General features: G+C 73.2%; 28 protein-coding genes and 1 tRNA gene. 19 read left to right on the top strand and 10 right to left on the bottom strand.

All coding sequences use genetic code 11. The features are described 5' to 3' along the window. Positions 1–63: 63 nt before the first annotated feature. A complete protein-coding gene (locus tag CP977_RS07370; RefSeq protein ID WP_109187051.1) occupies positions 64–1,389 on the bottom strand; it encodes a M20/M25/M40 family metallo-hydrolase in 1,326 nt (441 codons plus the stop codon). 227 nt (positions 1,390–1,616) lie between these two features. Between CP977_RS07370 and CP977_RS07375 the strand changes: the two genes are divergently transcribed. Continuing rightward, positions 1,617–1,704: transfer RNA gene (locus tag CP977_RS07375), tRNA-Leu, on the top strand. A gap of 93 nt (positions 1,705–1,797) precedes the next feature. Then, positions 1,798–2,724 carry a pseudouridine synthase gene (locus CP977_RS07380; protein WP_152369801.1) on the top strand — a complete coding sequence of 309 codons (927 nt, stop codon included), beginning with the start codon at positions 1,798–1,800 and terminating at the stop codon, positions 2,722–2,724. Here CP977_RS07380 and CP977_RS07385 read toward each other — a convergent pair. The 4 genes from CP977_RS07385 to CP977_RS07400 all read right to left on the bottom strand — a co-directional run bounded on the left by CP977_RS07385 (position 2,708) and on the right by CP977_RS07400 (position 6,907). Next, positions 2,708–3,337 (bottom strand): MBL fold metallo-hydrolase, encoded by a 630-nt coding sequence (locus CP977_RS07385; protein ID WP_152369802.1) that lies wholly within the window; start codon positions 3,335–3,337, stop codon positions 2,708–2,710. The genes CP977_RS07380 and CP977_RS07385 overlap by 17 nt on opposite strands. Then, on the bottom strand, positions 3,337–4,422 hold the full coding sequence (locus CP977_RS07390) for an S-(hydroxymethyl)mycothiol dehydrogenase (protein ID WP_062758862.1): 1,086 nt from the start codon (positions 4,420–4,422) through the stop codon (positions 3,337–3,339). Before CP977_RS07390 ends, CP977_RS07385 begins: the two co-directional genes overlap by 1 nt. 113 nt (positions 4,423–4,535) lie before the next feature. Continuing rightward, on the bottom strand, positions 4,536–6,008 hold the full coding sequence (locus CP977_RS07395; protein WP_062758864.1) for an amino acid permease: 1,473 nt from the start codon (positions 6,006–6,008) through the stop codon (positions 4,536–4,538). Between the two features lie 197 nt (positions 6,009–6,205). Next, a complete protein-coding gene (locus CP977_RS07400) occupies positions 6,206–6,907 on the bottom strand; it encodes a FadR/GntR family transcriptional regulator (protein WP_062758866.1) in 702 nt (233 codons plus the stop codon). Positions 6,908–7,072: 165 nt separating this feature from the next. Between CP977_RS07400 and CP977_RS07405 the strand changes: the two genes are divergently transcribed. From CP977_RS07405 to CP977_RS07415, 3 genes are read left to right on the top strand one after another with little or no spacing between them, the layout of a single operon-like run. Beyond that, positions 7,073–7,594 (top strand): gluconokinase, encoded by a 522-nt coding sequence (locus CP977_RS07405; RefSeq protein ID WP_062758869.1) that lies wholly within the window; start codon positions 7,073–7,075, stop codon positions 7,592–7,594. Between the two features lie 47 nt (positions 7,595–7,641). Beyond that, entirely contained in the window at positions 7,642–9,039 is a 1,398-nt protein-coding gene (locus CP977_RS07410; RefSeq protein WP_062758871.1) for a GntT/GntP/DsdX family permease, read from the top strand. 52 nt (positions 9,040–9,091) lie between these two features. Continuing rightward, positions 9,092–9,523 carry an ASCH domain-containing protein gene (locus CP977_RS07415; protein ID WP_152369803.1) on the top strand — a complete coding sequence of 144 codons (432 nt, stop codon included), beginning with the start codon at positions 9,092–9,094 and terminating at the stop codon, positions 9,521–9,523. 184 nt (positions 9,524–9,707) lie between these two features. On the opposite strand, the gene CP977_RS07420 is transcribed toward CP977_RS07415, so the two are convergent. Next, entirely contained in the window at positions 9,708–11,363 is a 1,656-nt protein-coding gene (locus CP977_RS07420; protein ID WP_062758875.1) for an FAD-binding dehydrogenase, read from the bottom strand. Positions 11,364–11,469: 106 nt separating this feature from the next. On the opposite strand from CP977_RS07420, the gene CP977_RS07425 reads away from it, so the two are divergent. The 9 genes from CP977_RS07425 to CP977_RS07465 all read left to right on the top strand — a co-directional run bounded on the left by CP977_RS07425 (position 11,470) and on the right by CP977_RS07465 (position 18,231). After that, positions 11,470–12,120: a TetR/AcrR family transcriptional regulator gene (locus CP977_RS07425; RefSeq protein ID WP_109187054.1), complete on the top strand. Its 651-nt coding sequence runs from the start codon at positions 11,470–11,472 to the stop codon at positions 12,118–12,120. Then, positions 12,117–12,881 carry a glucose 1-dehydrogenase gene (locus CP977_RS07430; protein ID WP_062758881.1) on the top strand — a complete coding sequence of 255 codons (765 nt, stop codon included), beginning with the start codon at positions 12,117–12,119 and terminating at the stop codon, positions 12,879–12,881. Before CP977_RS07425 ends, CP977_RS07430 begins: the two co-directional genes overlap by 4 nt. Positions 12,882–12,914: 33 nt before the next feature. Next, entirely contained in the window at positions 12,915–13,436 is a 522-nt protein-coding gene (locus CP977_RS07435) for an NUDIX domain-containing protein (RefSeq protein ID WP_062758883.1), read from the top strand. Between the two features lie 186 nt (positions 13,437–13,622). Continuing rightward, entirely contained in the window at positions 13,623–14,015 is a 393-nt protein-coding gene (locus CP977_RS07440) for a YidH family protein (RefSeq protein ID WP_062758886.1), read from the top strand. 20 nt (positions 14,016–14,035) lie between these two features. After that, on the top strand, positions 14,036–14,341 hold the full coding sequence (locus CP977_RS07445; protein WP_062759703.1) for a DUF202 domain-containing protein: 306 nt from the start codon (positions 14,036–14,038) through the stop codon (positions 14,339–14,341). Between the two features lie 141 nt (positions 14,342–14,482). Further along, entirely contained in the window at positions 14,483–14,779 is a 297-nt protein-coding gene (locus tag CP977_RS07450) for a hypothetical protein (RefSeq protein WP_109187055.1), read from the top strand. 93 nt (positions 14,780–14,872) lie between these two features. Continuing rightward, a complete protein-coding gene (locus tag CP977_RS07455) occupies positions 14,873–15,832 on the top strand; it encodes an MBL fold metallo-hydrolase (protein WP_062758890.1) in 960 nt (319 codons plus the stop codon). Between the two features lie 120 nt (positions 15,833–15,952). Beyond that, on the top strand, positions 15,953–17,011 hold the full coding sequence (locus CP977_RS07460) for a phosphotransferase family protein (protein ID WP_062758892.1): 1,059 nt from the start codon (positions 15,953–15,955) through the stop codon (positions 17,009–17,011). A 5-nt stretch (positions 17,012–17,016) separates the two neighbouring features. Next, positions 17,017–18,231, top strand: coding sequence for an acyl-CoA dehydrogenase family protein (locus CP977_RS07465; protein WP_109187058.1), 1,215 nt, complete (start codon positions 17,017–17,019; stop codon positions 18,229–18,231). 40 nt (positions 18,232–18,271) lie between these two features. Here the strand turns inward: CP977_RS07465 and CP977_RS07470 are convergent, their stop codons facing one another. Beyond that, positions 18,272–18,865, bottom strand: coding sequence for a TetR/AcrR family transcriptional regulator (locus CP977_RS07470; protein ID WP_062758896.1), 594 nt, complete (start codon positions 18,863–18,865; stop codon positions 18,272–18,274). Between the two features lie 78 nt (positions 18,866–18,943). Further along, positions 18,944–19,795 carry an SDR family oxidoreductase gene (locus CP977_RS07475; RefSeq protein WP_079131441.1) on the bottom strand — a complete coding sequence of 284 codons (852 nt, stop codon included), beginning with the start codon at positions 19,793–19,795 and terminating at the stop codon, positions 18,944–18,946. A gap of 209 nt (positions 19,796–20,004) precedes the next feature. Here CP977_RS07475 and CP977_RS07480 point away from each other — a divergent pair, with 209 nt between their 5' ends. The 4 genes from CP977_RS07480 to CP977_RS07495 all read left to right on the top strand — a co-directional run bounded on the left by CP977_RS07480 (position 20,005) and on the right by CP977_RS07495 (position 24,808). Then, entirely contained in the window at positions 20,005–21,282 is a 1,278-nt protein-coding gene (locus CP977_RS07480; RefSeq protein ID WP_152369804.1) for an exo-beta-N-acetylmuramidase NamZ family protein, read from the top strand. 111 nt (positions 21,283–21,393) lie between these two features. Continuing rightward, positions 21,394–22,764, top strand: coding sequence for an erythromycin esterase family protein (locus CP977_RS07485; RefSeq protein WP_152369805.1), 1,371 nt, complete (start codon positions 21,394–21,396; stop codon positions 22,762–22,764). A 126-nt stretch (positions 22,765–22,890) separates the two neighbouring features. Then, the gene (locus tag CP977_RS07490) at positions 22,891–24,036 is read left to right on the top strand and encodes a serine-threonine protein kinase (protein WP_152371529.1); all 1,146 of its coding nucleotides are present in this window, start codon (positions 22,891–22,893) and stop codon (positions 24,034–24,036) included. A gap of 157 nt (positions 24,037–24,193) precedes the next feature. Continuing rightward, entirely contained in the window at positions 24,194–24,808 is a 615-nt protein-coding gene (locus CP977_RS07495) for a hypothetical protein (protein ID WP_062758902.1), read from the top strand. A gap of 249 nt (positions 24,809–25,057) precedes the next feature. Here CP977_RS07495 and soxR read toward each other — a convergent pair whose 3' ends face one another. Further along, positions 25,058–25,540: a redox-sensitive transcriptional activator SoxR gene (soxR, locus tag CP977_RS07500; RefSeq protein ID WP_062758904.1), complete on the bottom strand. Its 483-nt coding sequence runs from the start codon at positions 25,538–25,540 to the stop codon at positions 25,058–25,060. Between the two features lie 145 nt (positions 25,541–25,685). Between soxR and CP977_RS07505 the strand changes: the two genes are divergently transcribed. Then, positions 25,686–26,147, top strand: coding sequence for a MaoC family dehydratase (locus CP977_RS07505; protein ID WP_062758906.1), 462 nt, complete (start codon positions 25,686–25,688; stop codon positions 26,145–26,147). Here CP977_RS07505 and CP977_RS07510 read toward each other — a convergent pair. Then, positions 26,138–26,764, bottom strand: coding sequence for a TetR/AcrR family transcriptional regulator (locus CP977_RS07510; RefSeq protein ID WP_109187115.1), 627 nt, complete (start codon positions 26,762–26,764; stop codon positions 26,138–26,140). The two genes, CP977_RS07505 and CP977_RS07510, sit on opposite strands and share 10 nt — an antisense overlap. Positions 26,765–26,785: the final 21 nt, after the last annotated feature.

Here is a 26,785-nt window from a genome sequence, read left to right on the forward strand (position 1 = left end):
GCGGGTCCTTCCGGCAGGCCCTCTCCTCGGGTCCTCCCCACGCCTCCTCTCCTCGGGGCGTCCTCAGCAGGCGTCCAGGAAGCGGTCCAGGACGCGGGCGCCGAACTTGAGGCCGTCGACCGGGACCCGCTCGTCCACGCCGTGGAACATGCCGGCGAAGTCGAGCTCCGGCGGCAGCTGGAGCGGGGCGAAGCCGAAGCAGCGGATGCCGAGGTCGTCGAAGGACTTGGCGTCGGTGCCGCCGGAGAGCATGTACGGCACGGCGCGGGCGATCGGGTCCTCGGCGCGCAGGGCCAGCTGCATGGCGTCCACCAGGGCGCCGTCGAAGCTGGTCTCCAGGGCCTTGTCTCCGTGCACGTCCTCGCGCTTCACGCGGGGCCCGAGGATCCGGTCGAGGTCGGCCAGGAACTCCTGCTCGTACCCGGGCAGGAAGCGGCCGTCGACGTGCGCCGTGGCCTGGCCGGGGATCACGTTCACCTTGTAGCCGGCGCCGAGCATGGTCGGGGCGGCCGAGTTGCGCAGGGTGGCGCCGATCATCTTGGCGATGCCGCCGAGCTTGGCGAGGGTGGCGTCCATGTCCTCGGGGTCGAGGGGGGTGCCCAGGGCGTCCGAGAGCTCGTCCAGGAAGGACCGGACGGTCTTGGTGACCCTCACCGGCCACTGGTGGCGGCCGAGGCGGCCCACGGCCTCGCACAGCTCCGTGATGGCGTTGTCGTCGTTGGTCATCGAGCCGTGGCCGGCGGTGCCCTCGACGGTCAGGCGCATCCAGTGCATGCCCTTCTGGGCCGTCTCCACCAGGTAGAGGCGCAGGTTCTCGTTGACGGTGAAGGAGAAGCCGCCGACCTCGCCGATGGCCTCGGTGACCCCCTCGAAGAGGTCCCGGTGCTCGTCGACCAGGTACCGGGCGCCGTAGGTGCCGCCGGCCTCCTCGTCGGCGAGGAAGGCGAGGACGACGTCGCGCGGGGGCTTGCGGCCGCTGCGCAGCCGGTCCCGCACGACCGCGAGGGTCATCGCGTCCATGTCCTTCATGTCGACGGCGCCGCGGCCCCAGACGCAGCCGTCGGCGATCTCCCCGGAGAAGGGGTGGTGGGTCCAGTCCCCGGCGTCGGCCGGGACGACGTCGGTGTGGCCGTGGATCAGCAGGGCGGGCCGCGACGGGTCCTCGCCCTCGATCCGGGCGACCGTGGAGGCCCGCCCCCGGTGCGACTCGAAGATCTTCGGTTCGAGGCCGACCTCGGCGAGCTTCTCGGCGATGTACTCCGCCGCCGCCCGCTCCCCCGGCCCCGAGTGGTCGCCGTAGTTGCTGGTGTCGATGCGGATGAGGTCGCGACAGAGGTCGACCACCTCGTCCTCGCCGCGGACGCTCCCGGCCGTGTTCGACTCGCTCACGCTGCTTCCTCCCACTACGTGCCCCACGCGGTTGCTGCTGGTCGCCTCCATCCTCGCGCGTGGCCCCCTCCCCGCCCAAGGCCGACCGCCGTCCGACATGCGGCCGTCACGTGCCGGGGGGCGCCGGGGCGGACCGGGGCCGGCCGGGGGTGGTGATCGACCACCCCGAATGTTTGCTATGGTTTTCCTCGTCGGAAGGGCCCAGCGGCCAAGAAGACAGACACCTTGTCCGGGTGGCGGAATGGCAGACGCGCTAGCTTGAGGTGCTAGTGCCCTTTATCGGGCGTGGGGGTTCAAGTCCCCCCTCGGACACCACACGGAGTCCCGGTCGAGATCTTCTCGACCGGGACTTCCGCATGAGCACTCGCGTCATGAGCGCACGCGTACGGACGGCCACGAGGCGGAGTGGTGAGACGCAGAACCAGGGCCCCCGCGTCGCCGCTGGCCCAGCGGGACGGGGTCGATCCCGTGCGGGTGCGGCTGCCGGAGGATCCGGAGGGTGCCTGGGCGACCGTGCGGGACCACCTGGTGGAGCGGTACGGGGCGGCCGTCGGGGTCGGGCGGGTCGAGGAGATGCTGCGGGCCGGGAGGTTCGTCGGGGTCGACGGGCCGGTCTCCGGGGACGAGTCGTACGCCGCGGGGCGGTGGCTCTGGTTCCACCGGGACTTTCCGCCGGAGGTGCCGGTGCCGTTCGGGGTCGGGGTCGTGTACCGGGACGAGCGGATCGTGGTGGCCGACAAGCCGCACTTCCTGGCGACGATGCCCCGGGGGCGGCACGTCGTGGAGACCGCGACGGCGCGGCTGCGGCGGGACCTGGGGCTGCCCCGGTTGCAGGCCGCGCACCGGCTCGACCGGCTGACGGCGGGGCTCGTGCTTTTCGTCGTGCGGGAGGAGGACCGGGGGGCGTACCAGACGCTGTTCCGGGACCGGGCCGTGCGCAAGGAGTACGAGGCGGTGGCGCCTTACGACCCGGCGGTGGGGCTGCCGGTGACGGTGCGGAGCCGGATCGAGAAGGAGCGCGGGGTGATGGCCGCCCGGGAGGTGCCGGGCGAGCCGAACGCCGAGAGCCGGATCGCGCTGGTGGCGCACGGGGGCGGGCTCGGCCGGTACCGGCTTGAGCCGGTGACCGGGCGGACGCACCAGCTGCGGGTGCACATGAACGCGCTCGGGCTGCCGCTCCTGAACGATCCGGTCTATCCGGTGGTCCGTGAGGACGGGCCGGAGGACTTCGGGCGTCCGCTGGGGCTGCTGGCACGGACGCTGGAGTTCACCGACCCGTTCTCGGGCCGTGCGGTGCGCTTCGAGAGCCGGCTGCGGCTCAGTGGCCCCGGCTGATCCACTCCTGGAGGTGGGGGGCCTCGGCGCCGACGGTGGTGGTGTCGCCGTGGCCGGTGCGCACCACGGTCTCCGGCGGCAGGGTGAGGAGCTTGTCCCGGATCGAGTCGACGATCGTGGGGAAGTCCGAGAAGGACCGGCCGGTGGCGCCGGGGCCGCCCTGGAAGAGGGTGTCGCCGGTGAAGACCGTGCCGAGGTCCGGCGCGTACAGGCTGACCGCCCCGGGGGCGTGGCCCGGGGTGTGCAGGACCGTGAGGTCGGTGCCGGCGATGGTGAGGACCTGGCCGTCGGCGAGGTCGCCGTCCGGGCTGTGGTCGGGGTGGGTCTGCTTCCACAGCGGCAGGTCGGCGGGATGGAGCAGGATGCGGGCGCCGGTGGCGGCCGCGAGCGCCGGGGCCGCGTCCACGTGGTCGTCGTGGGCGTGGGTGCAGACGATGGCGCGCAGGGTGCGTCCGTCGAGGGCGGCGAGGATGGCCTCGGCGTCGTGGGCGGCGTCGATGACGATCGCCTCGGTGTCGTCGCCGACGATCCAGACGTTGTTGTCGACGTCCCAGGTGCCGCCGTCGAGGCTGAAGGTGCCGGAGGTGACGAGGTGGTCGATGCGGGCGGTCATCACAGCACCACCACCGAGCGCAGGACGTCTCCCTCGTGCATGCGGGCGAAGGCCTTCTCGACCTCGCCGAGGCCGATGGTCTCGGTGACGAAGGCGGCGAGGTCGATGCGGCCCTGCCGGTGCAGGTCGACGAGCATCGGGAAGTCCCGGGAGGGCAGGCAGTCGCCGTACCAGGAGGACTTGAGCGCGCCGCCGCGGCCGAAGACGTCGAGGAGGGGCAGTTCGAGCTTCATCTCGGGGGTGGGGACGCCGACGAGGACGACGGTGCCGGCGAGGTCGCGGGCGTAGAAGGCCTGCTCGTACGTCTCCGGGCGGCCGACGGCCTCGATGACGACGTCGGCGCCGAAGCCGCCGGTGAGTTCGCGGATCGCCTCGACGGGGTCGGTGGAGCGGGAGTTGACGGTGTGGGTGGCGCCCATCGTCTTCGCCGTCTCCAGCTTCCGGTCGTCGATGTCGACGGCGATGATCTTCGCGGCTCCGGCGAGGCGGGAGCCGACGATCGCCGCGTCGCCGACGCCGCCGCAGCCGATGACGGCGACGGTGTCGCCGCGGCCGACGTTGCCGGTGTTGATCGCGGCGCCGATGCCGGCCATGACGCCGCAGCCGAGGAGGCCCGCGACCTCGGGGGCGACCTCGGGGTCGACCTTGGTGCACTGGCCGGAGGCGACGAGGGTCTTCTCGGCGAAGGCGCCGATGCCGAGGGCCGGGGAGAGTTCCGTGCCGTCGAGCAGGGTCATCTTCTGCTTCGCGTTGTGGGTGTCGAAGCAGTACCAGGGGCGGCCGCGCAGACAGGCGCGGCAGTTCCCGCACACGGCGCGCCAGTTGAGGATCACGAAGTCGCCGGGGGCGACGTCGGTGACGCCCTCGCCGACCGACTCGACGATTCCGGCGGCCTCGTGGCCGAGGAGGAAGGGGAACTCGTCGTTGATGCCGCCCTGCTTGTAGTGGAGGTCGGTGTGGCAGACGCCGCACGCCTGGATCTTCACGACGGCCTCGCCGGGGCCGGGATCGGGGATCACGATCGTCTCGACCCGTACCGGTTCGTTCCTGCCGGGGGCGATGACCCCCTGGACGTGCTGCGGCATCGCGAACTTCCTTTTCTCCGAACGGATCTTGTAAGGCTCCTGCGTACCACTATCTCCTGACAAAAGGCGAGACCCCCGCAGGCCGTGCCCGCGGGGGTCTCGTGGGGGGCGCGTCAGTCGCGGGGGGTTCCGGCGGTCGCGCGGACCCGGCCGCGGACCAGGAACCAGCCGCCGACCAGGGCCGCGGCGATGAGCGGGAGGCAGTTCACGGTGGTGCGGCTGATGCCTTCGTCCATCCACATCAGGACGAGGACGGAGCCGAGGAAGAGCAGGGTCACGATCTGGGTGTACGGGGCCCAGGGCAGCCGGTAGCCGGGGCGGGCGAGCTTGCCCTCCTCGGCCCGGCGCCAGAACAGCAGCGAGCAGACCATGATCATGGCCCAGGTGCCGATGATGCCGATCGAGGCGAGGTTGAGGACCAGCTCGAAGGCCTCGCCGGGCATGACGTAGTTGAGGCCGACGCCGAGGACGCCGAAGCCCGCGGTGAGCAGGATGCCGCCGTAGGGGACGCCGCCCTTGTTCATGACGCCGGTGAAGCGGGGTGCGGAGCCGGCCAGCGACATGGAGCGCAGGATGCGGCCGGTGGAGTACAGGCCCGAGTTGAGGCTGGAGAGGGCGGCGGTGAGGACGACCAGGTTCATCACGCCGGCGGCGCCGGGGACGCCCAGCTTGTCGAAGACGGTGACGAAGGGGCTCTGGTCGCCGGAGTAGGCCGTGTACGGCAGGAGGAGGGCGAGCAGGACGACGGAGCCGACGTAGAAGAGGCCGACGCGCCACATGATCGAGTTGATCGCCTTCGGCATGATCTTCTCGGGGTTCTCGGTCTCGCCGGCGGCGACGCCGCACAGCTCGACGGAGGCGTAGGCGAAGACGACGCCCTGGATGAGCAGCAGCATCGGCATCGTGCCGTGGGGGAAGATGCCGCCGTTGTCGGTGATGTTGGCGAGGCCGGGGGTGCTGCCGCCGACGTCGTGGGAGGTCACGATGAGGAAGACGCCGACCAGCATGAAGACGACCAGGGCGGCGACCTTGACGATGGCGAACCAGAACTCCATCTCGCCGAAGTACTTCACGGAGATGAGGTTGGCGGCGAGGACGACCGCGAGGGCGATCAGGGCGAGGATCCACTGCGGGACGTCGCTGAACATCGACCAGAAGTGGGCGTAGGTGGCGGCCGCGGTGATGTCGGCGACGGCGGTGGTCGACCAGTTGAGGAAGTAGAGCCAGCCGGCCGTGTAGGCGCCCTTCTCGCCCATGAACTCGCGGGCGTAGGAGACGAAGGCGCCGGAGGAGGGGCGGTAGAGGACCAGCTCGCCGAGGGCGCGGACCACGAAGAAGGCGAAGACGCCGCAGACGGCGTAGGCGATGAAGAGGGAGGGACCGGCCTGGGACATGCGGCCGCCGGCGCCCAGGAAGAGCCCGGTGCCGATGGCGCCGCCGATGGCGATCATGTTGATGTGCCGGGACTTGAGGTCCTTGCGGTATCCGGCGTCGCCGGCGTCGACGTGGGGGGTGGCGGCCGTGGTCCCGCCGGATGCCGCCGGTGCGGCGGACAGCGGGTCGGCCGCGATGACGCGGTCACTCATGGAGTTGTTCGCCTTCGTGAGGGGGGTTGTGCGGTACCCGGTCGCACCCGGTGGGGGGTCTCCCCGGTACGACCAGCGCACATCCTCACGGCACGGGGCGGTGACTGACTGTGGCGCATGTCACTGAACGCCCATATTTGAGCTAGTTCAGAGCTTGCGTCCGGTTGCCAGGACTCCTCGCGGCCTCTCGCGGCTTCTCACGGCGCGAGGACGTCCAGCTCCTGGAGGGCGCCGACCGCGATCTGCCGGGTCAGCTCCTCGGCGCGGGCCGCGTCCCGTTCCCGTACGGCCTCGGCGACCTGGACGTGGAGGGTGACGGCGGCCGGGTCCGGGTCCTCGAACATCACGTGGTGGTGGGTGCGGCCGGTGAGGACCTCCGCGACGACGTCGCCGAGGCGGGCGAACATCTCGTTCCCGGAGGCGTTGAGGACGACCCGGTGGAAGGCGATGTCGTGGACGAGGTACTCCTCCAGGCGCCGGCCGCGCGAGGTGGCGACCATGCCGAGGGCCTCCTCGGTGAGCTCCCGGCACTGCTCGGGGGTGGCGTGCACGGCCGCGAGGCCGGCGGCGACGGGCTCGACGGCGGAGCGGAGCACGGTGAGCGAGCGGAGCTGGCGGGGGCGGTCGGCGCCGGCCAGGCGCCAGCGGATGACCTGGGGGTCGTACACGTTCCAGCTGGCGGTGGGGAGCACGGTCACGCCGACGCGGCGGCGGGACTCGACGAGGTGCATGGACTCCAGGACCCGGACGACCTCGCGGACCACGGTCCGGGAGACGTCGAAGCGCTGGGCCAGTTCGTCGGTGCGGAGCACGGTGCCGGGCGGGTACTCCCCCGCGGTGATCGCGAGGCCCAGGGCGGCCAGGACGTGGGAGTGGAGCCCCTGGGCCTGTGTCGTCATGGGGTCAGCCTATGCGGGTACGCGGGAGTGATCACCCCTGAAGCGCACCCCGGAGCAAAAGTACGACTTTTATGTCACAGTCTCTTGAATAAGTCGTACCCAATGGGTTTCATGAGCGCGACGGACAACGGAATCGATGTCGACGAAGACAGCGAGGCACCTCCCATGACCACCACTCCCCAGGCCCCTCCCGTCGTCGTCGTGATGGGCGTCGCGGGGACCGGCAAGACCACCATCGGTCCGCTGGTCGCCGATGCCCTCGGCCTCCCCTACGCCGAGGGCGACGACTTCCACCCGGCGGCCAACGTCGCCAAGATGTCGGCCGGCGTCCCGCTGGACGATGAGGACCGGGGCCCCTGGCTGGACGCCATCGGCGAGTGGGCACACGGCCGGGCCGGGCTCGGCGGCGTGGTGAGCAGTTCCGCGCTGAAGCGGGCGTACCGGGACCGGCTGCGTGCCGCCGCGCCCGGCGTCGTCTTCCTGCATCTGACCGGTGACCGGGAACTCATCGAGGGCCGGATGGCCGCGCGCAAGGGGCACTTCATGCCGACGGCGCTGCTCGACTCCCAGTTCGCCACCCTGGAGCCGCTCCAGGACGACGAGGCCGGCGTCGCCGTCGACGTGTCCGGCACCCCCGAGGAGATCACCGCCCGCGCCGTCGCCGCACTGCGCGGCCGGGCCGGCTGACCCCCTCCGCCCCCTCTCTTTCTCCTGCCCGTACGAAGGACACCACCGTGACCAGTCTCAGCGTCGAGATCCTGGCAGCGGACGCCGCCGAACCGATCACCTCGGCAGGCAACGCCCAGCTCGGAATCGCCGTGCTCGCCGGCATCGCCGTCATCGTCCTGCTCATCACCAAGTTCAAGCTGCACGCGTTCCTGGCGCTGACCATCGGGTCCCTGGCGCTCGGCGCGTTCGCGGGCGCGCCGCTCGCGGACACCATCAAGTCCTTCACCGCCGGCCTCGGCAGCACCGTCGCCGGCGTGGGCGTGCTGATCGCCCTCGGCGCCATCCTCGGCAAGCTGCTCGCGGACTCCGGCGGCGCGGACCAGATCGTGGACACGATCCTGGCGAGGGCCGGCGGCCGGGCCATGCCGTGGGCGATGGTGCTCATCGCCTCCGTGATCGGCCTGCCGCTCTTCTTCGAGGTCGGCATCGTGCTGCTGATCCCGGTCGTGCTGCTCGTCGCCAAGCGCGGCAACTACTCCCTGATGCGGATCGGCATCCCGGCCCTCGCCGGCCTCTCCGTGATGCACGGGCTCATCCCGCCGCACCCCGGCCCGCTCGTCGCGATCGACGCGGTCGGCGCCAACCTGGGCGTCACCCTCGCCCTCGGCCTCGTCGTCGCGATCCCGACCGTGATCATCGCCGGTCCGCTCTTCTCCCGGTACGCGGCTCGCTGGGTGGACATCCCGGCCCCCGAGAACATGATCCCCACGCGTCCCTCCGAGGACCTGGAGAAGCGTCCCGGCTTCGGCGTCACCGTCGCGACCGTGCTGCTGCCGGTCGTCCTGATGCTGGTCAAGGCGCTCGTCGACATCGTCGTGGACGACCCCGAGAACGGCGTCCAGAAGGTCACCGACGTCATCGGCTCGCCGCTGATCGCGCTGCTCGCCGCCGTCATAGTCGCGCTCTTCACCCTGGGCCGGGCGGCCGGCTTCACCAAGGAGCGCCTGTCCTCGACCGTCGAGAAGTCCCTCGCCCCGATCGCGGGCGTCCTGCTGATCGTCGGCGCGGGCGGCGGCTTCAAGCAGACCCTGATCGACATCGGGGTCGGACAGATGATCCTGGACTTCTCCAAGAGCTGGGCCATCCCGACCCTGCTGCTGGCCTGGCTGATCGCGGTCGCGATCCGGCTCGCGACGGGCTCGGCGACGGTGGCGACGATCTCGGCGGCGGGGCTCGTGGCTCCGCTGGCGGAGGGCATGTCGACGGGCGAGACGGCGCTGCTGGTCCTCGCGATCGGTGCCGGTTCGCTCTTCTTCAGCCACGTCAACGACGCCGGGTTCTGGCTGGTGAAGGAGTACTTCGGCATGAACGTCGGCCAGACGATCAAGACCTGGTCGGTGATGGAGACGATCATCTCGGTCGTGGGCATCGTGTTCGTGCTGCTGCTGTCGCTGGTGTTGTAGCACCGCCGAAGACGGACGGTGAGGGCCGGTCGTGGCTGACAGACTGTCGGCCATGACCGGCCCTCACGCGCTCAAGCCCTTCCTCCTCGCCTTCCCCGGCCCCCTGCGGGACCGGCTCGTCGCGGCGGTGCTCTCCGGCGAGAAGACCGCCACGACGGGGCTCCTCCTGGAGTACGAGGCCGAGAAGGAGGAGCTGCCCGAGGTCGGCGAACGGTCGGCGCTGATCGACTCGGACGGTCGCGAGGTGGCCGTCGTGGAGATCACGGAGGTCCAGGTCCTGCCCCTGCGCGACGCGGACCTCCGCCTCGCACTCGCCGAGGGCGAGGGCTACCGCTCGGTCGCGGAGTGGCGAGCGGGCCACGAGAACTTCTGGCACGGCGAGGAGATGCGGGAGGCGCTGGGGGATCCGGGGTTCGTGGTGGACGGGGACACGATGCTGGTGGTGGAGTGGTTCCGGGTGGTGGAGGTGCTCCGGGAGGCCTGACAGTCAGGGCCCCTGGGCCTCGAGGACGGTGAGGAGTCGCCAGGCGAGATCGTGGATTTCCGGTGCCTCATCCTCCGTCGCCCGACGGAGGAACGGGAGGAACTCCGGGTCGTCGCGGCGAGTGGCGGCGAAGGACCTCGCGTCAGCCCACCGCCTTCACCGCCGCCCGGCCCAGGACCCCGCGTCAGCCCACCGCCTTCGCCGCCGCCCTCCCCGCCGCGCGGCCCGAGAAGATGCAGCCGCCGAGGAAGGTGCCTTCGAGGGAGCGGTAGCCGTGGACGCCGCCGCCGCCGAAGCCGGCCGCCTCGCCCGCCGCGTACACGCCCTCCAGGGGTTCGCCGCCCTCCGTCAGGACCCGGGAGTCGAGGTCGGTCTCCAGGCCGCCGAGGGACTTGCGGGTGAGGATGTTGAGGCGGACGGCGATCAGCGGGCCCGCGCCGGGGTCCAGGATGCGGTGCGGGGTGGCCGTGCGGATGAGCCGGTCGCCCAGGTACTTGCGGGCGCCTCTGATCGCCGTGACCTGGAGGTCCTTGGTGAAGGGGTTGGCGATCTCGCGGTCGCGGGCGGTGATCTCGCGGCGCAGGGCGGCCTCGTCGATCAGCGGCTCGCCGGTGAGCGCGTTCATGCCCCGGACCAGGGCGGAGAGGTCCTTCTCGACCACGAAGTCGACGCCCTTGTCCATGAAGGCCTGGACGGGGCCGGGGACGTCCGCCCGCGCGCGCCCGATGACGTCGCGGACCGACTTGCCGGTCAGGTCCGGGTTCTGCTCGGAGCCCGAGAGGGCGAACTCCTTGCCGATGATCTTCTTGTCGAGGACGAACCAGGTGTGGTCGTGCCCGGTCCGCGTGATGTGCGCGAGGGTGCCGAGGGTGTCGAAGCCGGGGAAGAGCGGCACGGGCAGCCGCTTGCCGGTGGCGTCGAGCCAGAGGGAGGACGGGCCGGGCAGGATGCGGATGCCGTGCCGGGCCCAGATGGGGTTCCAGTTCTCGATGCCCTCGGTGTAGTGCCACATCCGGTCGCGGTTGATGTGGCTGGCGCCGGCCTTCTCGGCGATGCCGAGCATGAGGCCGTCGACGTGCGCGGGGACGCCGGAGAGCAGCTTGGCGGGCGGGGTGCCCAGGCGGGCGGGCCACTGGGCGCGGACCAGGTCGTGGTTGCCGCCGATGCCGCCGGAGGTGACGATCACGGCCTGGGCGCGCAGTTCGAAGGAGCCGGTGGCCTCGCGGCCGCTGGCGGTGCCGCGCGGGACGGCGGAGGGTTCCAGGATCTCGCCGGTGACGGTGTCGACGGCCCCGGCGGTGCGGCCGAGGCCGGTGACGCGGTGGCGGAAGCGGAGCCGTACCAGGCCGCGGGCGACGCCCTCGCGGACCTTCCGCTCGAAGGGGGCGACGAGGCCGGGGCCCGTGCCCCAGGTGATGTGGAAGCGGGGGACGGAGTTGCCGTGCCCGGTGGCGTCGTAGCCGCCGCGCTCGGCCCAGCCGACGACGGGGAAGAACCGCACCCCGCGCGCGTGGAGCCAGGCGCGCTTCTCGCCGGCCGCGAAGTCGACGTACGCCTCGGCCCACTTCCTCGGCCAGTGGTCCTCGGTCCGGTCGAAGCCGGCGGTGCCGTACCAGTCCTGGAGGGCCAGGGCGTGGCTGTCCTTGACGCGCATCCGGCGCTGTTCGGGCGAGTCGACCAGGAAGAGGCCGCCGAAGGACCAGTGGGCCTGGCCTCCGAGGGACTGCTCGGGCTCCTGGTCGAGGAGGATCACGGTGCGGCCGGCGTCGACCAGCTCGGCGGTGGCGACGAGTCCGGCGAGGCCGGCCCCGATGACGATCACGTCAGCGTCGTAGGACATGGACCGCATCTTGGATACACCGGTGTATCGAGTCAACCGTTCGAGCGTTTTCCCGCTCACGGAGGGCTCTTATCGCTTTTTTAATGCTCAGCATTAATATGGTCGCATGGCCAGGACATCGGGTCCCGAGACCCGGGAGAAGCTGATCCGCGCGGCCGAGGAGCTCTTCGCCGCCCAGGGCGTCCACGGCGCGCAGCTGCGGGACGTCGTGGCCCGCGCCGGGCAGGCGAACCCCTCCGCCGTGCAGTACCACTTCGGCTCGCGCGCCGGCTTGCTCGACGCCGTGATGGCCGGGCGCCAGGCCCGTACGGAAGCGGTCCTCGCGCCGCTCCTGGAAAGTACGGACGATGACCTGAAAGGGCTGGTCACGGCCCTCGTCACGGCCGAGGCCAGTGAGCTGCGCACCGAGCGGGGCCGGCGCTGTCTGCGGATCTCCGCGCAGCTCAGCCACGAGAGCGGGGTCCGCGCCCGCACGCCCCACCCCGCACTCGCCGGCACCGCCTACTGGCGCCTGATCGAGCGGATCGCGGACCGCCTCGCCGCCGCCGGACTGCCCGAACCCCTCCTCCTGGAACGCCTCGACCTGGCGCTGACCGTGGTCGGCGCGGCCCTGGCGGACCGGGCCCGGCAGTACCTCGCCGGCACCGAACCCCTCACCGGCGAGGCGCTCTTCCTCGCGGACCTCGCCGAGACCACCACCGCCCTGCTGCGCGCCCCCCGGCCGGAGCCGGCGGACCACCGAAAGGATTCCTCATGAACGACCTCACCGGCAGGACCGTCCTCGTCACCGGCGGCGCCCGGGGCCTGGGCGCCGAGGCCGCCCGGCAGGCCGTGGCCGCCGGGGCGAACGTCGTGCTCACCGACGTCCTGGACGAGGAGGGGAAGGCGACCGCCGCGGAGCTCGGCGAGCGGGCGCGGTTCCTCCACCACGACGTGACCTCCGAGGAGGAGTGGGCGGCGGCCGTCGCGTACGCGGTGGCGGAGTTCGGCGGGCTGCACGGTCTGGTGAACAACGCCGGCATATCCACCGGCACCCTCCTGGAGACCGAGTCCGTCGAGCACTTCCGCAAGGTCCTCGACATCAACCTGACCGGCGTCTTCATCGGCATGAAGGCCGTGGTCCCCGCGATGCGGGAGGCGGGCGGCGGCTCGATCGTCAACATCTCCTCGGCCGCCGGTCTGATGGGCCTGGCCCTGACGGCCGGTTACGGCGCCTCCAAGTGGGGCGTGCGCGGCCTGACGAAGATCGGCGCGGTGGAGCTCGGCACGGCGCGGATCCGCGTCAACTCCGTGCACCCGGGCATGACGTACACCCCGATGACCGCCTCCGTCGGCATCGAGCGCGGCGAGGGCAAGTACCCGAACACCCCGATGGGCCGGGTCGGCGAGGCCGGGGAGATCGCGGGCGCGGTCGTCTTCCTGCTCTCGGACGCCGCCTCGTACGTGACGGGCGCCGAGCTGGCGGTGGACGGCGGCTGGACGACCGGTCCGACGGTCAAGTACGTCATGGGGCAGTGAGACCGGGCCGCGCGGTTTTGTTTGGATGGCGGCATGAGTTCCGCCGAAGAGATTCTCGACGTCGTCGACGAGCAGGACCGGGTGATCGGGCGGGCCCCGCGCGGTGAGGTGTACGCGCGGGGCCTGATCCACCGCTGCGTCTTCATCCGCGTCCGGGACGCCGGGGGCAGGGTCTTCGTCCACCGCAGGACGCCGACGAAGCTGGTCTTCCCCTCGATGTACGACATGTTCGTCGGCGGTGTCGTCGGCGCGGGCGAGTCCTACGACGAGGCCGCGCTGCGCGAGGCCGAGGAGGAGCTGGGGGTACGGGGGCTCCCCCGCCCCGAGCCGGTGCTGCGCTTCCTGTACGACTCCGGGGGCGTGGCCGGGAAGTGGTGGTCGGCCGTGTACGAGGTCCGCTGCGAGCTGCCGGTGGACCCGCAGGTCGAGGAGGTCGCCTGGCACGCCTTCCTGACGGAGGACGAGCTGGCCGCGCGGCTCGGCACGTGGGAGTGGGTGCCGGACGGGCTCGCCGCGTACGAGCGACTGCGGGCGCATGCGGCGGGGCGGGGCTGAGGGGGCGGGCCCCGGGGCCCCGGCGGGGGGCTGAGGGGTCGGCACCCGGGAGCCCCGGCGAGGCGCGGCCGGGCGGGGCCTGGCTCCGGGAACCCGGCCGGGCGGGGCCTTTCGGACACGCCCCGGGGGTCGGTTCGGAGCCGGACGTGCCGGGCGGGGCGATCATCCGGCCGTTAGGGTGCACGGGTGAGCGATTTCGTGCAGAGTCTGCGGCTCTGGTTCGCGCCGCAGCGGATCCGGGATGAGGGGGACACCCCCGACTACCGCTTCTCCCTCGCCAACGAACGGACCTTCCTCGCCTGGATCCGGACCGCGCTCGCCCTGGTCGGCGGCGGCTTCGCCGTCGACCAGTTCCTGCCCGACCTGCGCTGGGGGGTGCGGGTCGGGCTCGCGCTCGCCCTGCTCGCCGCCGGCGTCCTCTGCGCCCTGCGCGCGGTGAACCACTGGATGCGCTGCGAGCGGGCGATGCGGCGCGGCGAGGACCTGCCGGTCTCCCGGTTCCCGGCGCTGCTCAGCCTCGCGGTGGCCGTGGTGGCGCTCGCGATGGTGGTGGTCGTCCTCTTCGGCTGGGCCGGGTAGTGGAGGGGCCGCCGGACGCGGTGGTGACCCGGGACCCCGGGCTCCAGCCCGAGCGGACCCGGCTCGCCTGGCGGCGCACCACGCTCTCCTGCACGGTCGTGGCGGTGCTCGCCGTCAAGCTGGCCGTCCAGGACGAGACCACGCCCAGGGGCCTTGCTGGGCTCGCCCTCACCGCCCTCGTGTGGCTCCTGTTCCTGGCGGTGGCCCACCGCCGGATCCGCTCCCTGGACACGGCCCGGCCGCGCCCGCTCACCCACCGGGGCGCGCTGCTCGCCGCCCTGTGCACGATCGGACTGGCCGTCTTCGGGGCGGCGCTGATCTGGTGAGCCCGGCGGGGTCCCCGTAAGGGAAGCCGTAGGGGAGACCGCAGGGGAAGACACGGACGCGGCGGGCCTTCCGAACCAGGACGAGAGGGACGTATCGGACTAGCCTGGAAAGGTCAGCCGCTCCCTCACAGAGGCCATGTGATGACCGTTCTCCACCACGAGCACCCCACGCACGCCCACGCCCACGGCCCGGACTGCGGCCACCGGGCGGTGGACCACGGGGACCACGTCGACTACGCGCACGACGGGCACCTGCACCGCGAGCACTCGGGCCACTGGGACGAGTGCGAGCCGGCCGGTCACGTCTCCCACGAGGCGCACGCGCACGAGCACGGGCCGGACTGCGGCCACCAGTCGGTGACGCACGGCGACCACCTCGACTACGTGCACGACGGACACCGGCACGCGGCGCACGACGGGCACTGGGACGACCACTGATCCGGTGAACGACCCGGCTCCTCCTTCCCCCGGGCCGGGGCCGACTGGCACTCTCCCCCCTGTCCGGTCCGGCTCTCCTCCCGGGGGAATCCCTTGTCTTCCAACGGCCCTTCCAGCGGCTCTTCCAGCGGTCCTTCCCGCGCGTCCTCCACCGACCCCTACGTGGTCACCCTCGCCCCGCACGTCCACGCCTTCGTCCAGCCCGACGGCGGCTGGTGCCTGAACAACGCCGGCTTCCTCGGCGGCGCGGACGAGTCGCTGCTCGTCGACACCGCCGCCACCGAACGGCGGGCCCTGCTGCTGCGCGAGGCCGTTCTCGCCGCCGGTCTTCCGCTGCCGCGGACCGTCGTCTCCACCCACCACCACGGGGACCACACCTACGGGAACGGGGTGTTCGCCCCCGAGGCGCGGATCGTGGGCCACGAGAACTGCCGGACCGAGCAGCTCTCGGCCGGGCGCCAGCTCCATCTGATCTGGCCGCAAACCGACTTCGGCCGGGTCGAGATCCTGCCGCCGACCGTCACGTACACCGACCGGCTGACGCTCCACGTCGGCGGGATCGAGGTGCGGGTGATCCACCCGGGCGCCGCGCACACCACGGGCGACTCGATCGTGCACCTCCCGGAGCAGGGGGTCGTCTTCACGGGCGACCTGGTCTTCCACGGCGGGACGCCGTTCCTGCCGATGGGGTCGCTCGCCGGTTCGCTGCGCGCGCTCGCCCTGCTCCGCTCGCTCGACGCGCCGACCGTGGTGCCGGGGCACGGGCGGGTGACCGACCCCTCCGCGTACGACGCGACGGAGCGGTACCTGCTGTGGGTGCGGGAGCTGGCCGCCGAGGGGTACGCGAAGGGGGACCCGCCGCTGGAGACGGCTCGGCGGGCGGAGCCGGGCGAGTTCGCCGCGTGGCGGGAGAGCGAGCGCCTGGTGGCGAACCTGCACCGGGCGTACGCGGAGCTGGCGGGACTGCCGGAGGGGCACCCGCTCGATCCGGTGGCGGTCTTCGGGGACATGGCGGCGATGAACGGCGGGGAGCCGGTGGCCTGCCACGCCTGAGCCGTACGGAGAGCCGCACGGCGGGGGCTTCGGCGGAGTGTGGCGGACACCCCTCTGGACGACATACCGACTGGTCGGTCATCATGAGGGCCGACCGAAGCCGACCCGGAGGTACGTCCGATGAGCTCCGCCCCTGACCCGCAGTCCACGACGCGGGAGGTGCCCCCACCAGGCCTCGACCCCGAGCGGCTGCGCCGTCTCCTCGACCGCGAGCGGCCCGGCCTGGTGGGCGGCCCCCTCGAAGCCCGGCTGATCGAGGGCGGGCGGTCGAACCTGACGTACGCGGTGACCGACGGCACCGCCGCCGGCCGCTGGGTGGTCCGCAGGCCCCCGCTCGGCCACGTCCTGGCCACCGCCCACGACATGCGGCGCGAGCACCGGGTGATCAGCGCCCTGCGGGCGACGGACGTGCCCGTGCCCGCGACGGTCCTGTTCTGCGAGGACGAGTCGGTGCTCGGCGCGCCGTTCTACGTCATGGAGTTCGTGGAGGGCACCCCGTACCGCTCGGCCCGCCAACTCGCCCCGCTCGGCCCCGAGCGCACCCGCGCCGCCGTCCTCGGCCTGGTCGACACCCTGGTCGACCTGCACGCCGTGGACCCCGACGCCGTCGGGCTCGGCGACTTCGGGCGCCCCGACGGCTTCCTCGACCGGCAGCTGCGCCGCTGGGGCAAGCAGCTCGACGCCTCGCGCGGCCGGGAGCTCGCCGGGATCGACGAGCTGCACGCCGCCCTCGGCCGGGCGCTGCCCGCCTCTCCCCCGCCCACCGTGATCCACGGCGACTACCGGCTCGACAACGTCCTCGTCGGCCCCGACGACCGGATCCGGGCCGTCCTCGACTGGGAGATGTCCACGCTCGGCGACCCGCTCACCGACCTCGGCCTCCTCGTCATGTACAGCACCCCGCTCGATCTGCCGGGCTCCCCCATCTCCACGACCGCCACGGCCGCCGGGCACCCGAGCGTCGCCGAGCTGGTCGAGCGCTACGCGGCCCGCTCGGGCCGCGACACCTCCGCCCTCTCCTGGTACACGGCCTTCGCCTGGTTCAAGCTCGCCGTGATCCTGGAGGGCATCCACTACCGCTACACCCTCGGCCAGACGGTCGGCGCCGGCTTCGACCGCATCGGCGAACTCGTCCCCGTCTTCATCGAGCACGGCCTGACCACCCTTCAGGAGGGCTGACCCCCATGGACTTCGCCTACGACGCGCGCACCGAGGAACTCCGCGCGAAGCTCCTCGCCTTCATGGACGAGCACGTGTACCCGGCCGAGGCCGTCGCCGAGGAGCAGCGGGCCCTGCTCGCCTCCCCGTGGGACACCCCGGCGGTGGTCGAGGAGCTGAAGGCCGAGGCCAAGCGGCAGGGCCTCTGGAACCTCTTCCTCCCTGACGCCGAGTACGGGGCGGGCCTGACGAACCTCCAGTACGCGCCGCTCGCCGAGATCACCGGCCGCAGCCCCCAGCTGGCCCCGACCGCCCTCAACTGCGCCGCCCCGGACACCGGGAACATGGAACTGCTCGCCGAGTTCGGCGACGAGGCGCAGAAGAAGCAGTGGCTGGAGCCGCTGCTCGCGGGCGAGATCCGCTCGGCGTTCGCCATGACCGAGCCGGACGTCGCCTCCTCCGACGCCACCAACATCGAGACCCGCATCCGGCGGGACGGCGACTCGTACGTGATCGACGGGCGCAAGTGGTACATCTCCGGGGCGATGAACCCCGACTGCAAGGTCTTCATCGTCATGGGCAAGACCGACCCCGACGGCACCGACCTCCGCCGCCAGCAGTCGATGGTCCTGGTGCCGCGCGACACCCCGGGCGTCGAGGTGCGGCGCGCGATGAAGGTGTACGGGTACGAGGACCACTACCACGGCGGCCACGCCGAGGTGATCTTCGACGGCGTCCGCGTCCCGGCCGCGAACCTGGTCGGCGAGGAGGGCGGCGGCTTCGCCATCGCGCAGGCCCGGCTCGGCCCCGGCCGCATCCACCACTGCATGCGGCTGATCGGCATGGCGGAGCGGGCCGTGGAGCTGATGTGCCGGCGCGCGGTCTCCCGTACCGCCTTCGGCAAGGCGCTCGCCCAGCAGGGCGTCGTGCAGAACTGGATCGCGGACGCCCGGGTGACCATCGAGCAGCTGCGGCTGCTGGTCCTCAAGACGGCGTGGCTCATGGACACCGTCGGCAACCGGGGCGCGCACACCGAGATCCAGGCCATCAAGATCGCGACCCCGCGCGCGGTCGTGGACATCATCGACAAGGCCGTGCAGGCGCACGGCGCGGGCGGGGTGTCGCAGGACTTCCCGCTGGCCGAGCTGTGGGCGGCGGCGCGGACGCTGAAGCTGGCGGACGGGCCGGACGAGGTGCACCAGCGGTCCCTCGCGCGCCGGGAGCTGAAGAAGTACCTGTAGGCCGTCGCGGTCGGCCGCGCCCCCTCCGCGGGGGGTGCGGTCAGGGGCGCAGGGCCCGGAGCAGCAGGTCGGCGAGGTGGCCGGCGACCTGCTCGGGGCTGAGGGGGCCGTCCGGGCGGTACCAGGTGGACAGGTGGTGCACGGAGCCGAAGTGGTAGTCGACCACCAGGTCGGCGGGGGTCGCGGAGGAGAACACCCCGGACTTCTGGCCCTCCTCGATCAGGGCCCGGAACCGCTCGTGGTAGCGGCGCCGCTCGGCCCGCACCCGCTTGTTCTTCTCCGGGCTCAGGTGGTGCATGGAGCGGAAGAAGATCGAGGCGTCGTCCAGGTTCTCGATGGTGGTGACGACGACGTCGGCGGCGGCGTCGCGCAGCCGCTCCTCCACGGGCGCGTCGGCGTCGGCGAAGGCGTCGAGCCGCTCCTGCTGGAGGCGCAGGACCCGGGAGTAGACCTCCTGGAGCAGGTCCTCCTTGGAGCCGAAGTAGTGGTAGAGCGCGCCCTTGGTGACCCCGGCGGCCTCCACGATCTCCTGGACGGAGGTGCGGTCGTAGCCCTGCTCCGCGAAGAGCCGGGTGGCGGCGGCGAGGAGCCTCTGGGGGACGGGGGTGCCGTTCCCGTCCGTCGTCCTGGCCATGCTCCGCCGCCTTCCTTCGTACTGCTTCGTTCATCGTTCTGGGTGATCGTTTTCGGTCGGGGGAACGCGTTCCCGCCGCTAGATCTTCCCATCCGCCGGGGTCTGCGGCCGACCGGTGCCCGTCTCCCAGGTCCGCTGGACGTGGTTCATGGTGCCGAGCCAGCGCTCGGGGTCGGTGGCCCGGTTGCGGTAGTAGCCGGCGACCTCGGGGTGGGGCAGCACGAGGAAGCGGTCGGCCGCGATGGCGTCGATCAGGGCGTCGGCGACGTCCCCGGGCTCGATGGCGGTGGGGGCGAGGACCAGCTCGCCCGCGCTCCCGGCGGCGGTGAGCATGTCCGTGCGGACGCCCTGCGGGCAGATGGCGTGGACGGAGAGGCCCCGGTGCCGGTAGGTGAGGGAGAGCCATTCCGCGAAGGCGTACGCGCCGTGCTTGGAGACGCTGTACGGCGCCGCGCCGATCATGGTGAGGAGTCCGGCGGCGGAGACGGTGGAGACGAAGCGGCCGCCGCCGCGCTCCAGCCACTCGGGGAGCAGGGCGCGGGCCGCGCGGACGTGGGCCATGACGTTGACGTCCCAGGCGGCGGCCCAGACGTCCTCGTCGGCGAAGGCGTCGCCGGGCGAGGAGAGGCCGGCGTTGGCGCACCAGACGTCGACGGTGCCGCCGAGGGCCTCGCGGGCCTCGGCGACGACGGCGGAGGCGTCGCCGGGGACGGCGACGGCGCCGATCTCGGCGGCGACCGCCTTAGCGCGGTCGGCGTCGAGGTCGTTGACGACGACGCGGGCGCCCTCTGCGGCGAAGCGGCGGGCGAGGGCGGCTCCGATGCCGCCGCCCGCGCCGGTGACGACGACTCCGGCGTCCCGGAGGTCCGCCCCGGCGCCCCCGGCCGTCTCCGTGCCCGCGCTCGTACCCGTGCCCGTGTCCGCGCCCATGTCTGGACCCACCTCTCCGCGACTCTCCGGCCCGTCCGGCTTCCCCGGGACGACGACCCCGGCAGACTAACCGGTCGGTATGCAGGGAGGGAAGGGTCGGCGGGAGGAGGACCCCTCCGCACGCCTCGTTCCCCCGGGCGGCCGGGGACGCTAGCGTGCGTGCCCATGTCATGTGCCCCGGCCGGGGCCGCGATCGAGGAGGTTCGCGCATGGGTCTGTCGCGACGGGGTCTGCTGGCCGCCGGAGGCGCCCTGGGGGCGGTGGCCGCGACCGCGCACCCCGCCACCGCCGGGACGCCGGGCCGGGAGACGGGGGCTCCGGGCCGGGAGAACGGGCGGCGCCGGGTGCGGACCGGCTTCGAGCGGCTCGCGGCGGACGGGTACGCACAGCTCGCCGGGCAGCGGGTCGGCGTCGTCACCAACCCGACCGGCGTGACCCCGGACGCCCGCCACCTCGTGGACGTGATGCACGCCGACGAACGGGTGGACCTGACCGCCGTCTTCGGCCCCGAGCACGGCTTCCGGGGCACCGCCCAGGCGGGCGGCTCGGAGGGCCGGTACGACGACCCGGCGACCGGACTGCCCGTCTACGACACGTACCTGAAGAGCGGGCGGCCGCTCTCGGACGTCTTCACGGCCTCCGGCGTGGACACGGTCGTCTTCGACATCCAGGACGCCGGCGCCCGCTTCTACACCTACATCTGGACGCTGTACGACTGCATGGAGGCCGCCGCCCTCGCCGGGAAGCGGTTCGTGGTCCTGGACCGGCCGAACCCGGTGACCGGGCGCGCGGCGCTCGGGCCCGTCCTGGACCGGGCGTTCGCCACCTTCGTCGGGCGCGAGCCGATCGCGCAGGCGCACGGCATGACGGTGGCCGAGCTGGCGCTGCTCTTCAACGGCGAGTTCCTGGCCGCGCCCGTCGCCCTGGAGACCGTGCGGATGTCGGGGTGGCGGCGGTCGGACTTCTTCGACGCCACGGGGCTGCCCTGGGTGCCGCCGAGCCCGAACATGCCGACGCCGGAGACCGCGCTCGCCTACTCCGGCACCTGTCTCTTCGAGGGCACGAACCTCTCCGAGGGCCGGGGCACCACCCGCCCCTTCGAACTCCTCGGCGCCGAGGGGATCGACCGCCGGTGGGCGGAGGCGGCGAACGCGCTCGGCCTGCCCGGGGTCCGCTTCCGCGAGGCCTACTTCGCGCCGACCTTCTCCAAGTTCCAGGGGAGGACGGTGGGCGGGGTGCAGCTGCACGTCCACGACCGGGAGTCCTTCGACCCGGTACGGACCGGGATCGGGCTCCTGGTCACCGCCCGCCGCTCGTGGTCCGGCTTCGCCTGGCGGCCGGACCACTGGATCGACAGGCTGACCGGCTCGGCCCGGGTGCGGACCCTGATCGACGCGGGCGCGGACACGGACGAGGTCGTCGGGGCGTGGCAGAAGGACCTGGCGGCCTTCCGGGCGGTGCGGAAGGAGTACCTGCTGTACCGCTGAGGGCCGCCCCGGGAAGGGGGTTGTCCCCCGTGTCCCGAGGGGGTGGGCGGGAGGCCGGGAAAGGGGGCGGGCGGGATGTCCCGGCGGCGTCCCGCCGACCACGCTGGGCCCATGCGTCCCACCGCCCTTCCCCAGTCATCCTTACGCCGTCGCCTGTCCGTCGCCGGGCTGCTGCTCGCCGTCTGCCTGGGCGGCCTCGCCCCGGCCCCGGCCGGTGCGGCTCCCGCGAGCACCCGCACCGAGGCGGCCGTCACCGATCCGGCGCGCGAACTCGCCCGTTCCGCGCGCCCCCTGGCCGATCTGCGGCCGCTCGACCGGATGATCGGCTCCGCCGAGGTCGTCGGCGTCGGCGAGGCCACCCACAGCTCGGCGGAGTTCTTCACGACCAAGCACCGGATCTTCGAACACCTGGTGGAGGAGCGGGGGTTCACCACCTTCGCCCTGGAGGCCAACTGGTCCACCGGGCTCCTCATCGACGCGTGGGTGCGCACCGGCCGGGGCGACATCGAGGCGATCATGCGGGACGAGTTCCAGGAGTCGTACCGCCTCTGGAACACCGAGGAGTACCTCGACCTGTTCCGCTGGATGCGGGAGTACAACCGGGCCCACCCCGACCGCCCGGTCCGCTTCATGGGGAACGACCTCGGGTACGCGGGCCCGAACCTCTTCGACGCCGTCACCGCGTACGTCTCCCGCACCCGCCCGGCGCTGCTGCCCCGCTTCCGGGAGCTGTACCGGGAATCGCGGCCCACCGGCGGGGTCGAGGAGTGGATGAAGGGGTACCTGGACCGGCCGCTCGCCGAGCGGCGGCGGATGGCCGGCGACGTGAACCGGGCCCTCGCCCTCCTGGAGCGGCAGCGGCCCGGCGGGGGCGCCGGGGCGCGGGAGGCGCACGCCTGGGCCGTGCAGCACGCGCGCGCGATCGCCCAGGTCGGCACCGAGTACGCGCACGACTTCGCGACGCCCGAGGGGCTCGCGGCGGCGATGCTGTACCGGGACCGGGTCATGGCGGAGAACACCGTCTGGTGGCAGCGGCGGACCGGGGACCGGATGGTGCTCTCCGCGCACAACGGGCACGTGGGGTACGTGACGCTCGACCCGGAGCACTACCCGCGCCTCCAGGGCACCTTCCTGCGGGACGCGCTCGGCCGGGACTACGTGAGCGTGGGCGCCTCCTTCGGGCGGGGGTCCTTCAACGCGCACGACACCGGGGCCCCGGGCGAGCCGCTGCGGGTCTTCACCGTCGGGCCGCTCGGGCCGGACAGCGGCGCCCACACCCTGGACCGGGTCGCGGACGAGCCGTTCTACCTGGACCTGCGGCGGACGACCCCGGCGGCGCGCGAGTGGCTCGGGACGCCCCGGCCGGACCGGAACATCGGGACCGCGTACCCCTGGCCGGGCGACACCGTGCCCGGCCGGCTCTCCGCCTCGTACGACCTGCTGATCCACTTCCCCCGGATCTCGGCGGCCCGGCTGCGCTGACTCCCCGTCGCGGGTCTGGGAGGGTCCGTGCGCGGGCATGCTGGCCGTGGAGCCGCCGCCCGCGCACGGGGCGCACTCGGTGCCGCGGCCCCCTCGAAGCGGAGGGACGGTCGTGCCGTGGCCGGGATGAGTGTGGAGCCGTACCGGGAGATCACCTTCGACCAGGACGGCGACGGTCCCCCGGAACAGGCGGCGGCGCTCGCCGCGCTGGCCCGGCAGGGGGTCTCGGACCTGTTCCTCCTCGCGCACGGGCGGAACGGTTCTCCGTCCGGCGCGACCCGGCTCTGTTCGGACTTCTTCGCCCCCTTCCCCGGGCTGCTCGCCCCGGGGGCCGAGGCCGGGTACGCGGGGGTGGTGTGGCCCTCGGCGGTGTGCACGGGCGAGCCGGGGCCCGACTACCGGGCGCTCGCTACGGTCCTCCCGGAGAAGGAGCCGGTCCTGGAGCGGCTCACCGGCCTCCTCGCCTCGGTCCCCGGGGAGGAGGCGGCGTTCGCCGAGTTCGGGGCGCTGCTGCGGGAGTTGGCGGACGTGGCGGGCGCCGGGGATCCGGTGCCGGCGTTCCTGGCGGCGGACCCGGCGGAGGTGTGCGACCTGTTCGCCGAGGCCCTGGGCCCGGGGCTCCCGGAGGGGCCGGAGCGGCGCCGGCAGGGGGCCCGGGAGGCGCTGCGGCAGGCCGCGTACCACGTCCTCGGGCGGCGGGCCGGGCACGTCGGGGAGTACGGGCTCGGGCCGCTGCTCGGCCGGGTCGCCCGCGCGGCCCCCGGGCTCCGCGTCCACCTCGTCGGGCACGGCACGGGCGCCCGGCTCGTCGCGTACGCGCTGCGGGGGCTGCCCGCCGGGGCCCGGCCGGTCGCCTCCGTGACGCTCCTCCAGGGCGCCCTCCCCTCCTACGCGTTCGCGGAGCGGCTGCCGCACGCGCCCGAACGGACCGGGGCGCTGCGGGGGACGCAGCACCGGATCAGGGGGCCTGTGGTGGCCTGTCACTCGCGGTACGACACGGCGCTCGGGGTGCTGTACCCGCTGGCGTCGCGGCTCGCGGACGGCCCGGGCCCCGCCGGTGCGGACGATCCGCGCTGGGGGGCGGTCGGGTACGGCGGGATGCGCGGGGTGCCGGGGACGGTGGCGCGGAGCCTGGCGGCGGTCCTGCGCGCGGGGGTGCCGGGGGCGGGGTGCGTGAACGTGGACGTGACGGAGGTGGTCCGCTCCCACGGCGACCTCTGCCGGCCGGAGCTGGCCCGGGTGGTGGTGGCGGCGTCGGGGACGGGCCGCTGAGCCGGGCCCGTCCGTCCCCGGACCCGGTGGTTCCGCCCCGTCCCACGGGCCCCTCCCGCCCCACTGATGGCTGCCATCCGCATTTCGATGGAACGCGGAGGGCTTCCCGTTCGTCCCTCTGATACCGCGGAAGGACCAGCGACGGAGGTGGCGGGAGATGGCCGGTTTCCGGAGTCTCGCGAGACAGGTGCGCGATCCGGGGTGCGACACGGCACTGCGCAGGTACTCGCTGCGCAAGTGCCTGGAGCGGTTCGCCCCGTACGGGCACCGCGCGACCTGGGACCACTTGTGCCGCAGGCACAGGTTCGGACCGGAGGACCGGGAGCTCGACCCGGGGCGGCTCGTGGCGGCGCTCGACGAGCTGGAGGAGGCGCGGGCCGTGTGGCTCGCGTACGAGGAGGAGTTCGCCGCCCGGCGGCGGCGCGAGAAGCACGAGGGGCTGCGCCGGCCCGGCGCGCTGGACGACTGGCACCGGCGGGTCTGGGGCGGCAACGGCGTGGTCCGGTGCGGCGACCCCGAGCTGCATCCGTCGGACCCTCTGCCGGAGGTGCTGCGGCGGCTGATCGCGGCCCTGGAGCGCGGTCCGGGCGAGGCGTGCCCGGTGTGCGCGGGGCCCAGGATCGAGTGGGCGGGGCCCGGGGACCGGTACGAGCCGTGGCGCGGCCCGGTGTGCGTCGACTGCGGTGTGGGCGTTCCGCGCACGGTGCTCACCTCGGGCACCCTGGCCCGGGCGCGGGCCGACCGGGGCCGGCGGCTGGCGTCGGCGGCGTGACCTCCGGGGCGCCGGGGCCGGGAGGACCCTGAAGCGCCCCGGTGGCCCGCGCCCCGGTCCCGTACGCGCGTCTTCGCGTCCGTACGCGCCGTACACGCGTCCCTCGGCGCCGTACGCGGGGTTTCGTGGGCGCCGTACGCACGCTCCTCGGCGCCGTATGCGCGGTTTCGGGGGCGCCGTACACGCATCCCTCTGTGCCGTGCGCGCGGCTTCGTGGGCGCCGGCTCCCGTGGGCGTCGGCCGTGCCGTCTACTCCTCGCCGTGCTCCGGGGCCGGGCGGCGCACCGGGAGGAGGCGGGAGCCCGCCATCCGGTCGCCGAAGGCGTCGTCGGGGTTGGACAGGACGCAGGTCTCCAGGGAGAGACAGCCGCAGCCGATGCAGTCCGTCAGGTGGTCGCGCAGCCGGCCGAGCTGCTTGATGCGCTCGTCGAGTTCGGTGCGCCAGGCCGCCGAGAGGCGGGCCCAGTCCTCGTGGGTGGGCGTGCGCTCCTCGGGGAGCTGGGCGAGCGCCTCGCGGATGGTGGCGAGGGGGATCCCGACCCGCTGCGCGGCCCGGACGAAGGCGACCCGGCGGAGGGTGTCGCGGCCGTAGCGGCGCTGGTTCCCGCTGGTGCGGCGGCTGCTGATGAGCCCCTTGGCCTCGTAGAAGTGCAGGGCGGAGACGGCGGCCCCGCTGCGGGCGGAGAGCTGGCCGACGGTGAGCTCGTGGATCTTCTCTGGAATCTGCGGCACCCCGCGACCCTACGGGAACGGGCCCGCCGTCCGGCCGGGCGTTGACAGGGGTCCGCCCGCACCACAATGCTGAGCAAGCGCTTGGACAGCGCGACCGGAGCGTGCGGGGGCGTCCGGGGAAGGCGTGACGAGAGGGAGCAGGGACATGGCCGAGCCGAGGATCTTCACCTCCGCCGAGGAGCTGCGCGCGGGGGTCGGCGAGCAGCTGGGGCACAGCGACTGGCTGGAGGTCGACCAGAAGCGGATCGACCTCTTCGCGGAGGCCACCGGCGACCACCAGTGGATCCACGTCGATCCGGAGCGCGCCGCCTCCGGGCCGTTCGGCACCACCATCGCGCACGGCTATCTGACGCTGTCGCTGCTGCCGGTGTTCGTCCCGCAGGTCCTGGCGGTCGAGGGCGTGAAGATGGGCATCAACTACGGCACGGAGAAGGTGCGCTTCCCGGCCCCCGTGCCGGTGGGCTCGCGGCTGCGCGCCACGGCCGTCCTGACGAAGGTCGAGGAGGTCGCGGGCGGCGTGCAGGTGACGGCGGCGGTGACCGTGGAGCGCGAGGGCTCCGAGAAGCCGGTCTGCGTCGCCGAGTCGGTCTCCCGCTACTACTTCTGAGCGCCGACCATCCTGAGGACGAGGTCGGCGTAGAGCGCGCCGACCTCGTCGGGCGTCCGGCGGCCCTGGGTGGTGAACCAGCGCGAGACGTCGATGCAGAGGGACAGCACGGCGACGGTGGTGCCGGCCACGTCGGGGACGTCGAACTCCCCTGCCGCCACGCCCTCGTCGATGATCCGGCGCACGGTCGCGTCGGACTCGCGGCGCAGCTCCACGATCTCGGCGCGGTGCTCGGGGCCGAGGGCGTCGAGCTCGTACTGGACGACGCGGGCGGTGGTGTGGCGCTCGGCGTGCCAGCGGACGAAGGAGCGGACGGCGTCGGCGAGCCGCTCGGCCGCCGTGCCCTCGCCGTCGGCGGCGGCCCGGAGGATCTCCAGGGCCCTGTCGTGGCCGATCCGGCTGATCCGGTGGAGCAGCTCTTCCTTGGTCTTGTAGTGGATGTAGAGCGCGGCCGGGCTCATGCCGGCGCGGCCGGCGATGTCCCGGGTGGTGGTGGCGTGGTAGCCGCGCTCGGCGAACGCCTCGACGGCGGCCACCAGCAGCCGCCGCGCCGCCTCGGGCGTGACCTCGCCCCAGGGCACGTCCTCGCCCCCGGGCGTCTCCTCCGCCGCGCTCATCCCACACTCCTCCTCGGTCCC

It is taken from the genome of Streptomyces cinereoruber (assembly GCF_009299385.1).
In the GTDB taxonomy this organism is placed as follows: Bacteria; Actinomycetota; Actinomycetes; order Streptomycetales; family Streptomycetaceae; genus Streptomyces; species Streptomyces bikiniensis.

What these genes read in the sequence shown, in the direction of transcription:
- CP977_RS07400 (WP_062758866.1), bottom strand. Translation starts at nt 6,907, where the DNA reads ATGACGACACAGGCCCAGGGGCTCCACTCCCACGTCCTGGCCGCCCTG.
- CP977_RS07460 (WP_062758892.1), top strand. Translation starts at nt 15,953, where the DNA reads ATGAGCTCCGCCCCTGACCCGCAGTCCACGACGCGGGAGGTGCCCCCA.
- CP977_RS07505 (WP_062758906.1), top strand. Translation starts at nt 25,686, where the DNA reads ATGGCCGAGCCGAGGATCTTCACCTCCGCCGAGGAGCTGCGCGCGGGG.
- CP977_RS07405 (WP_062758869.1), top strand. Translation starts at nt 7,073, where the DNA reads ATGACCACCACTCCCCAGGCCCCTCCCGTCGTCGTCGTGATGGGCGTC.
- CP977_RS07475 (WP_079131441.1), bottom strand. Translation starts at nt 19,795, where the DNA reads ATGGGCGCGGACACGGGCACGGGTACGAGCGCGGGCACGGAGACGGCC.
- CP977_RS07390 (WP_062758862.1), bottom strand. Translation starts at nt 4,422, where the DNA reads ATGCCGCAGCACGTCCAGGGGGTCATCGCCCCCGGCAGGAACGAACCG.
- CP977_RS07495 (WP_062758902.1), top strand. Translation starts at nt 24,194, where the DNA reads ATGGCCGGTTTCCGGAGTCTCGCGAGACAGGTGCGCGATCCGGGGTGC.
- CP977_RS07485 (WP_152369805.1), top strand. Translation starts at nt 21,394, where the DNA reads ATGCGTCCCACCGCCCTTCCCCAGTCATCCTTACGCCGTCGCCTGTCC.
- CP977_RS07465 (WP_109187058.1), top strand. Translation starts at nt 17,017, where the DNA reads ATGGACTTCGCCTACGACGCGCGCACCGAGGAACTCCGCGCGAAGCTC.
- CP977_RS07450 (WP_109187055.1), top strand. Translation starts at nt 14,483, where the DNA reads ATGACCGTTCTCCACCACGAGCACCCCACGCACGCCCACGCCCACGGC.
- CP977_RS07420 (WP_062758875.1), bottom strand. Translation starts at nt 11,363, where the DNA reads ATGTCCTACGACGCTGACGTGATCGTCATCGGGGCCGGCCTCGCCGGA.
- CP977_RS07435 (WP_062758883.1), top strand. Translation starts at nt 12,915, where the DNA reads ATGAGTTCCGCCGAAGAGATTCTCGACGTCGTCGACGAGCAGGACCGG.
- CP977_RS07490 (WP_152371529.1), top strand. Translation starts at nt 22,891, where the DNA reads ATGAGTGTGGAGCCGTACCGGGAGATCACCTTCGACCAGGACGGCGAC.
- CP977_RS07430 (WP_062758881.1), top strand. Translation starts at nt 12,117, where the DNA reads ATGAACGACCTCACCGGCAGGACCGTCCTCGTCACCGGCGGCGCCCGG.
- CP977_RS07385 (WP_152369802.1), bottom strand. Translation starts at nt 3,337, where the DNA reads ATGACCGCCCGCATCGACCACCTCGTCACCTCCGGCACCTTCAGCCTC.
- CP977_RS07415 (WP_152369803.1), top strand. Translation starts at nt 9,092, where the DNA reads ATGACCGGCCCTCACGCGCTCAAGCCCTTCCTCCTCGCCTTCCCCGGC.
- CP977_RS07470 (WP_062758896.1), bottom strand. Translation starts at nt 18,865, where the DNA reads ATGGCCAGGACGACGGACGGGAACGGCACCCCCGTCCCCCAGAGGCTC.
- CP977_RS07510 (WP_109187115.1), bottom strand. Translation starts at nt 26,764, where the DNA reads ATGAGCGCGGCGGAGGAGACGCCCGGGGGCGAGGACGTGCCCTGGGGC.
- CP977_RS07480 (WP_152369804.1), top strand. Translation starts at nt 20,005, where the DNA reads ATGGGTCTGTCGCGACGGGGTCTGCTGGCCGCCGGAGGCGCCCTGGGG.
- CP977_RS07425 (WP_109187054.1), top strand. Translation starts at nt 11,470, where the DNA reads ATGGCCAGGACATCGGGTCCCGAGACCCGGGAGAAGCTGATCCGCGCG.
- CP977_RS07395 (WP_062758864.1), bottom strand. Translation starts at nt 6,008, where the DNA reads ATGAGTGACCGCGTCATCGCGGCCGACCCGCTGTCCGCCGCACCGGCG.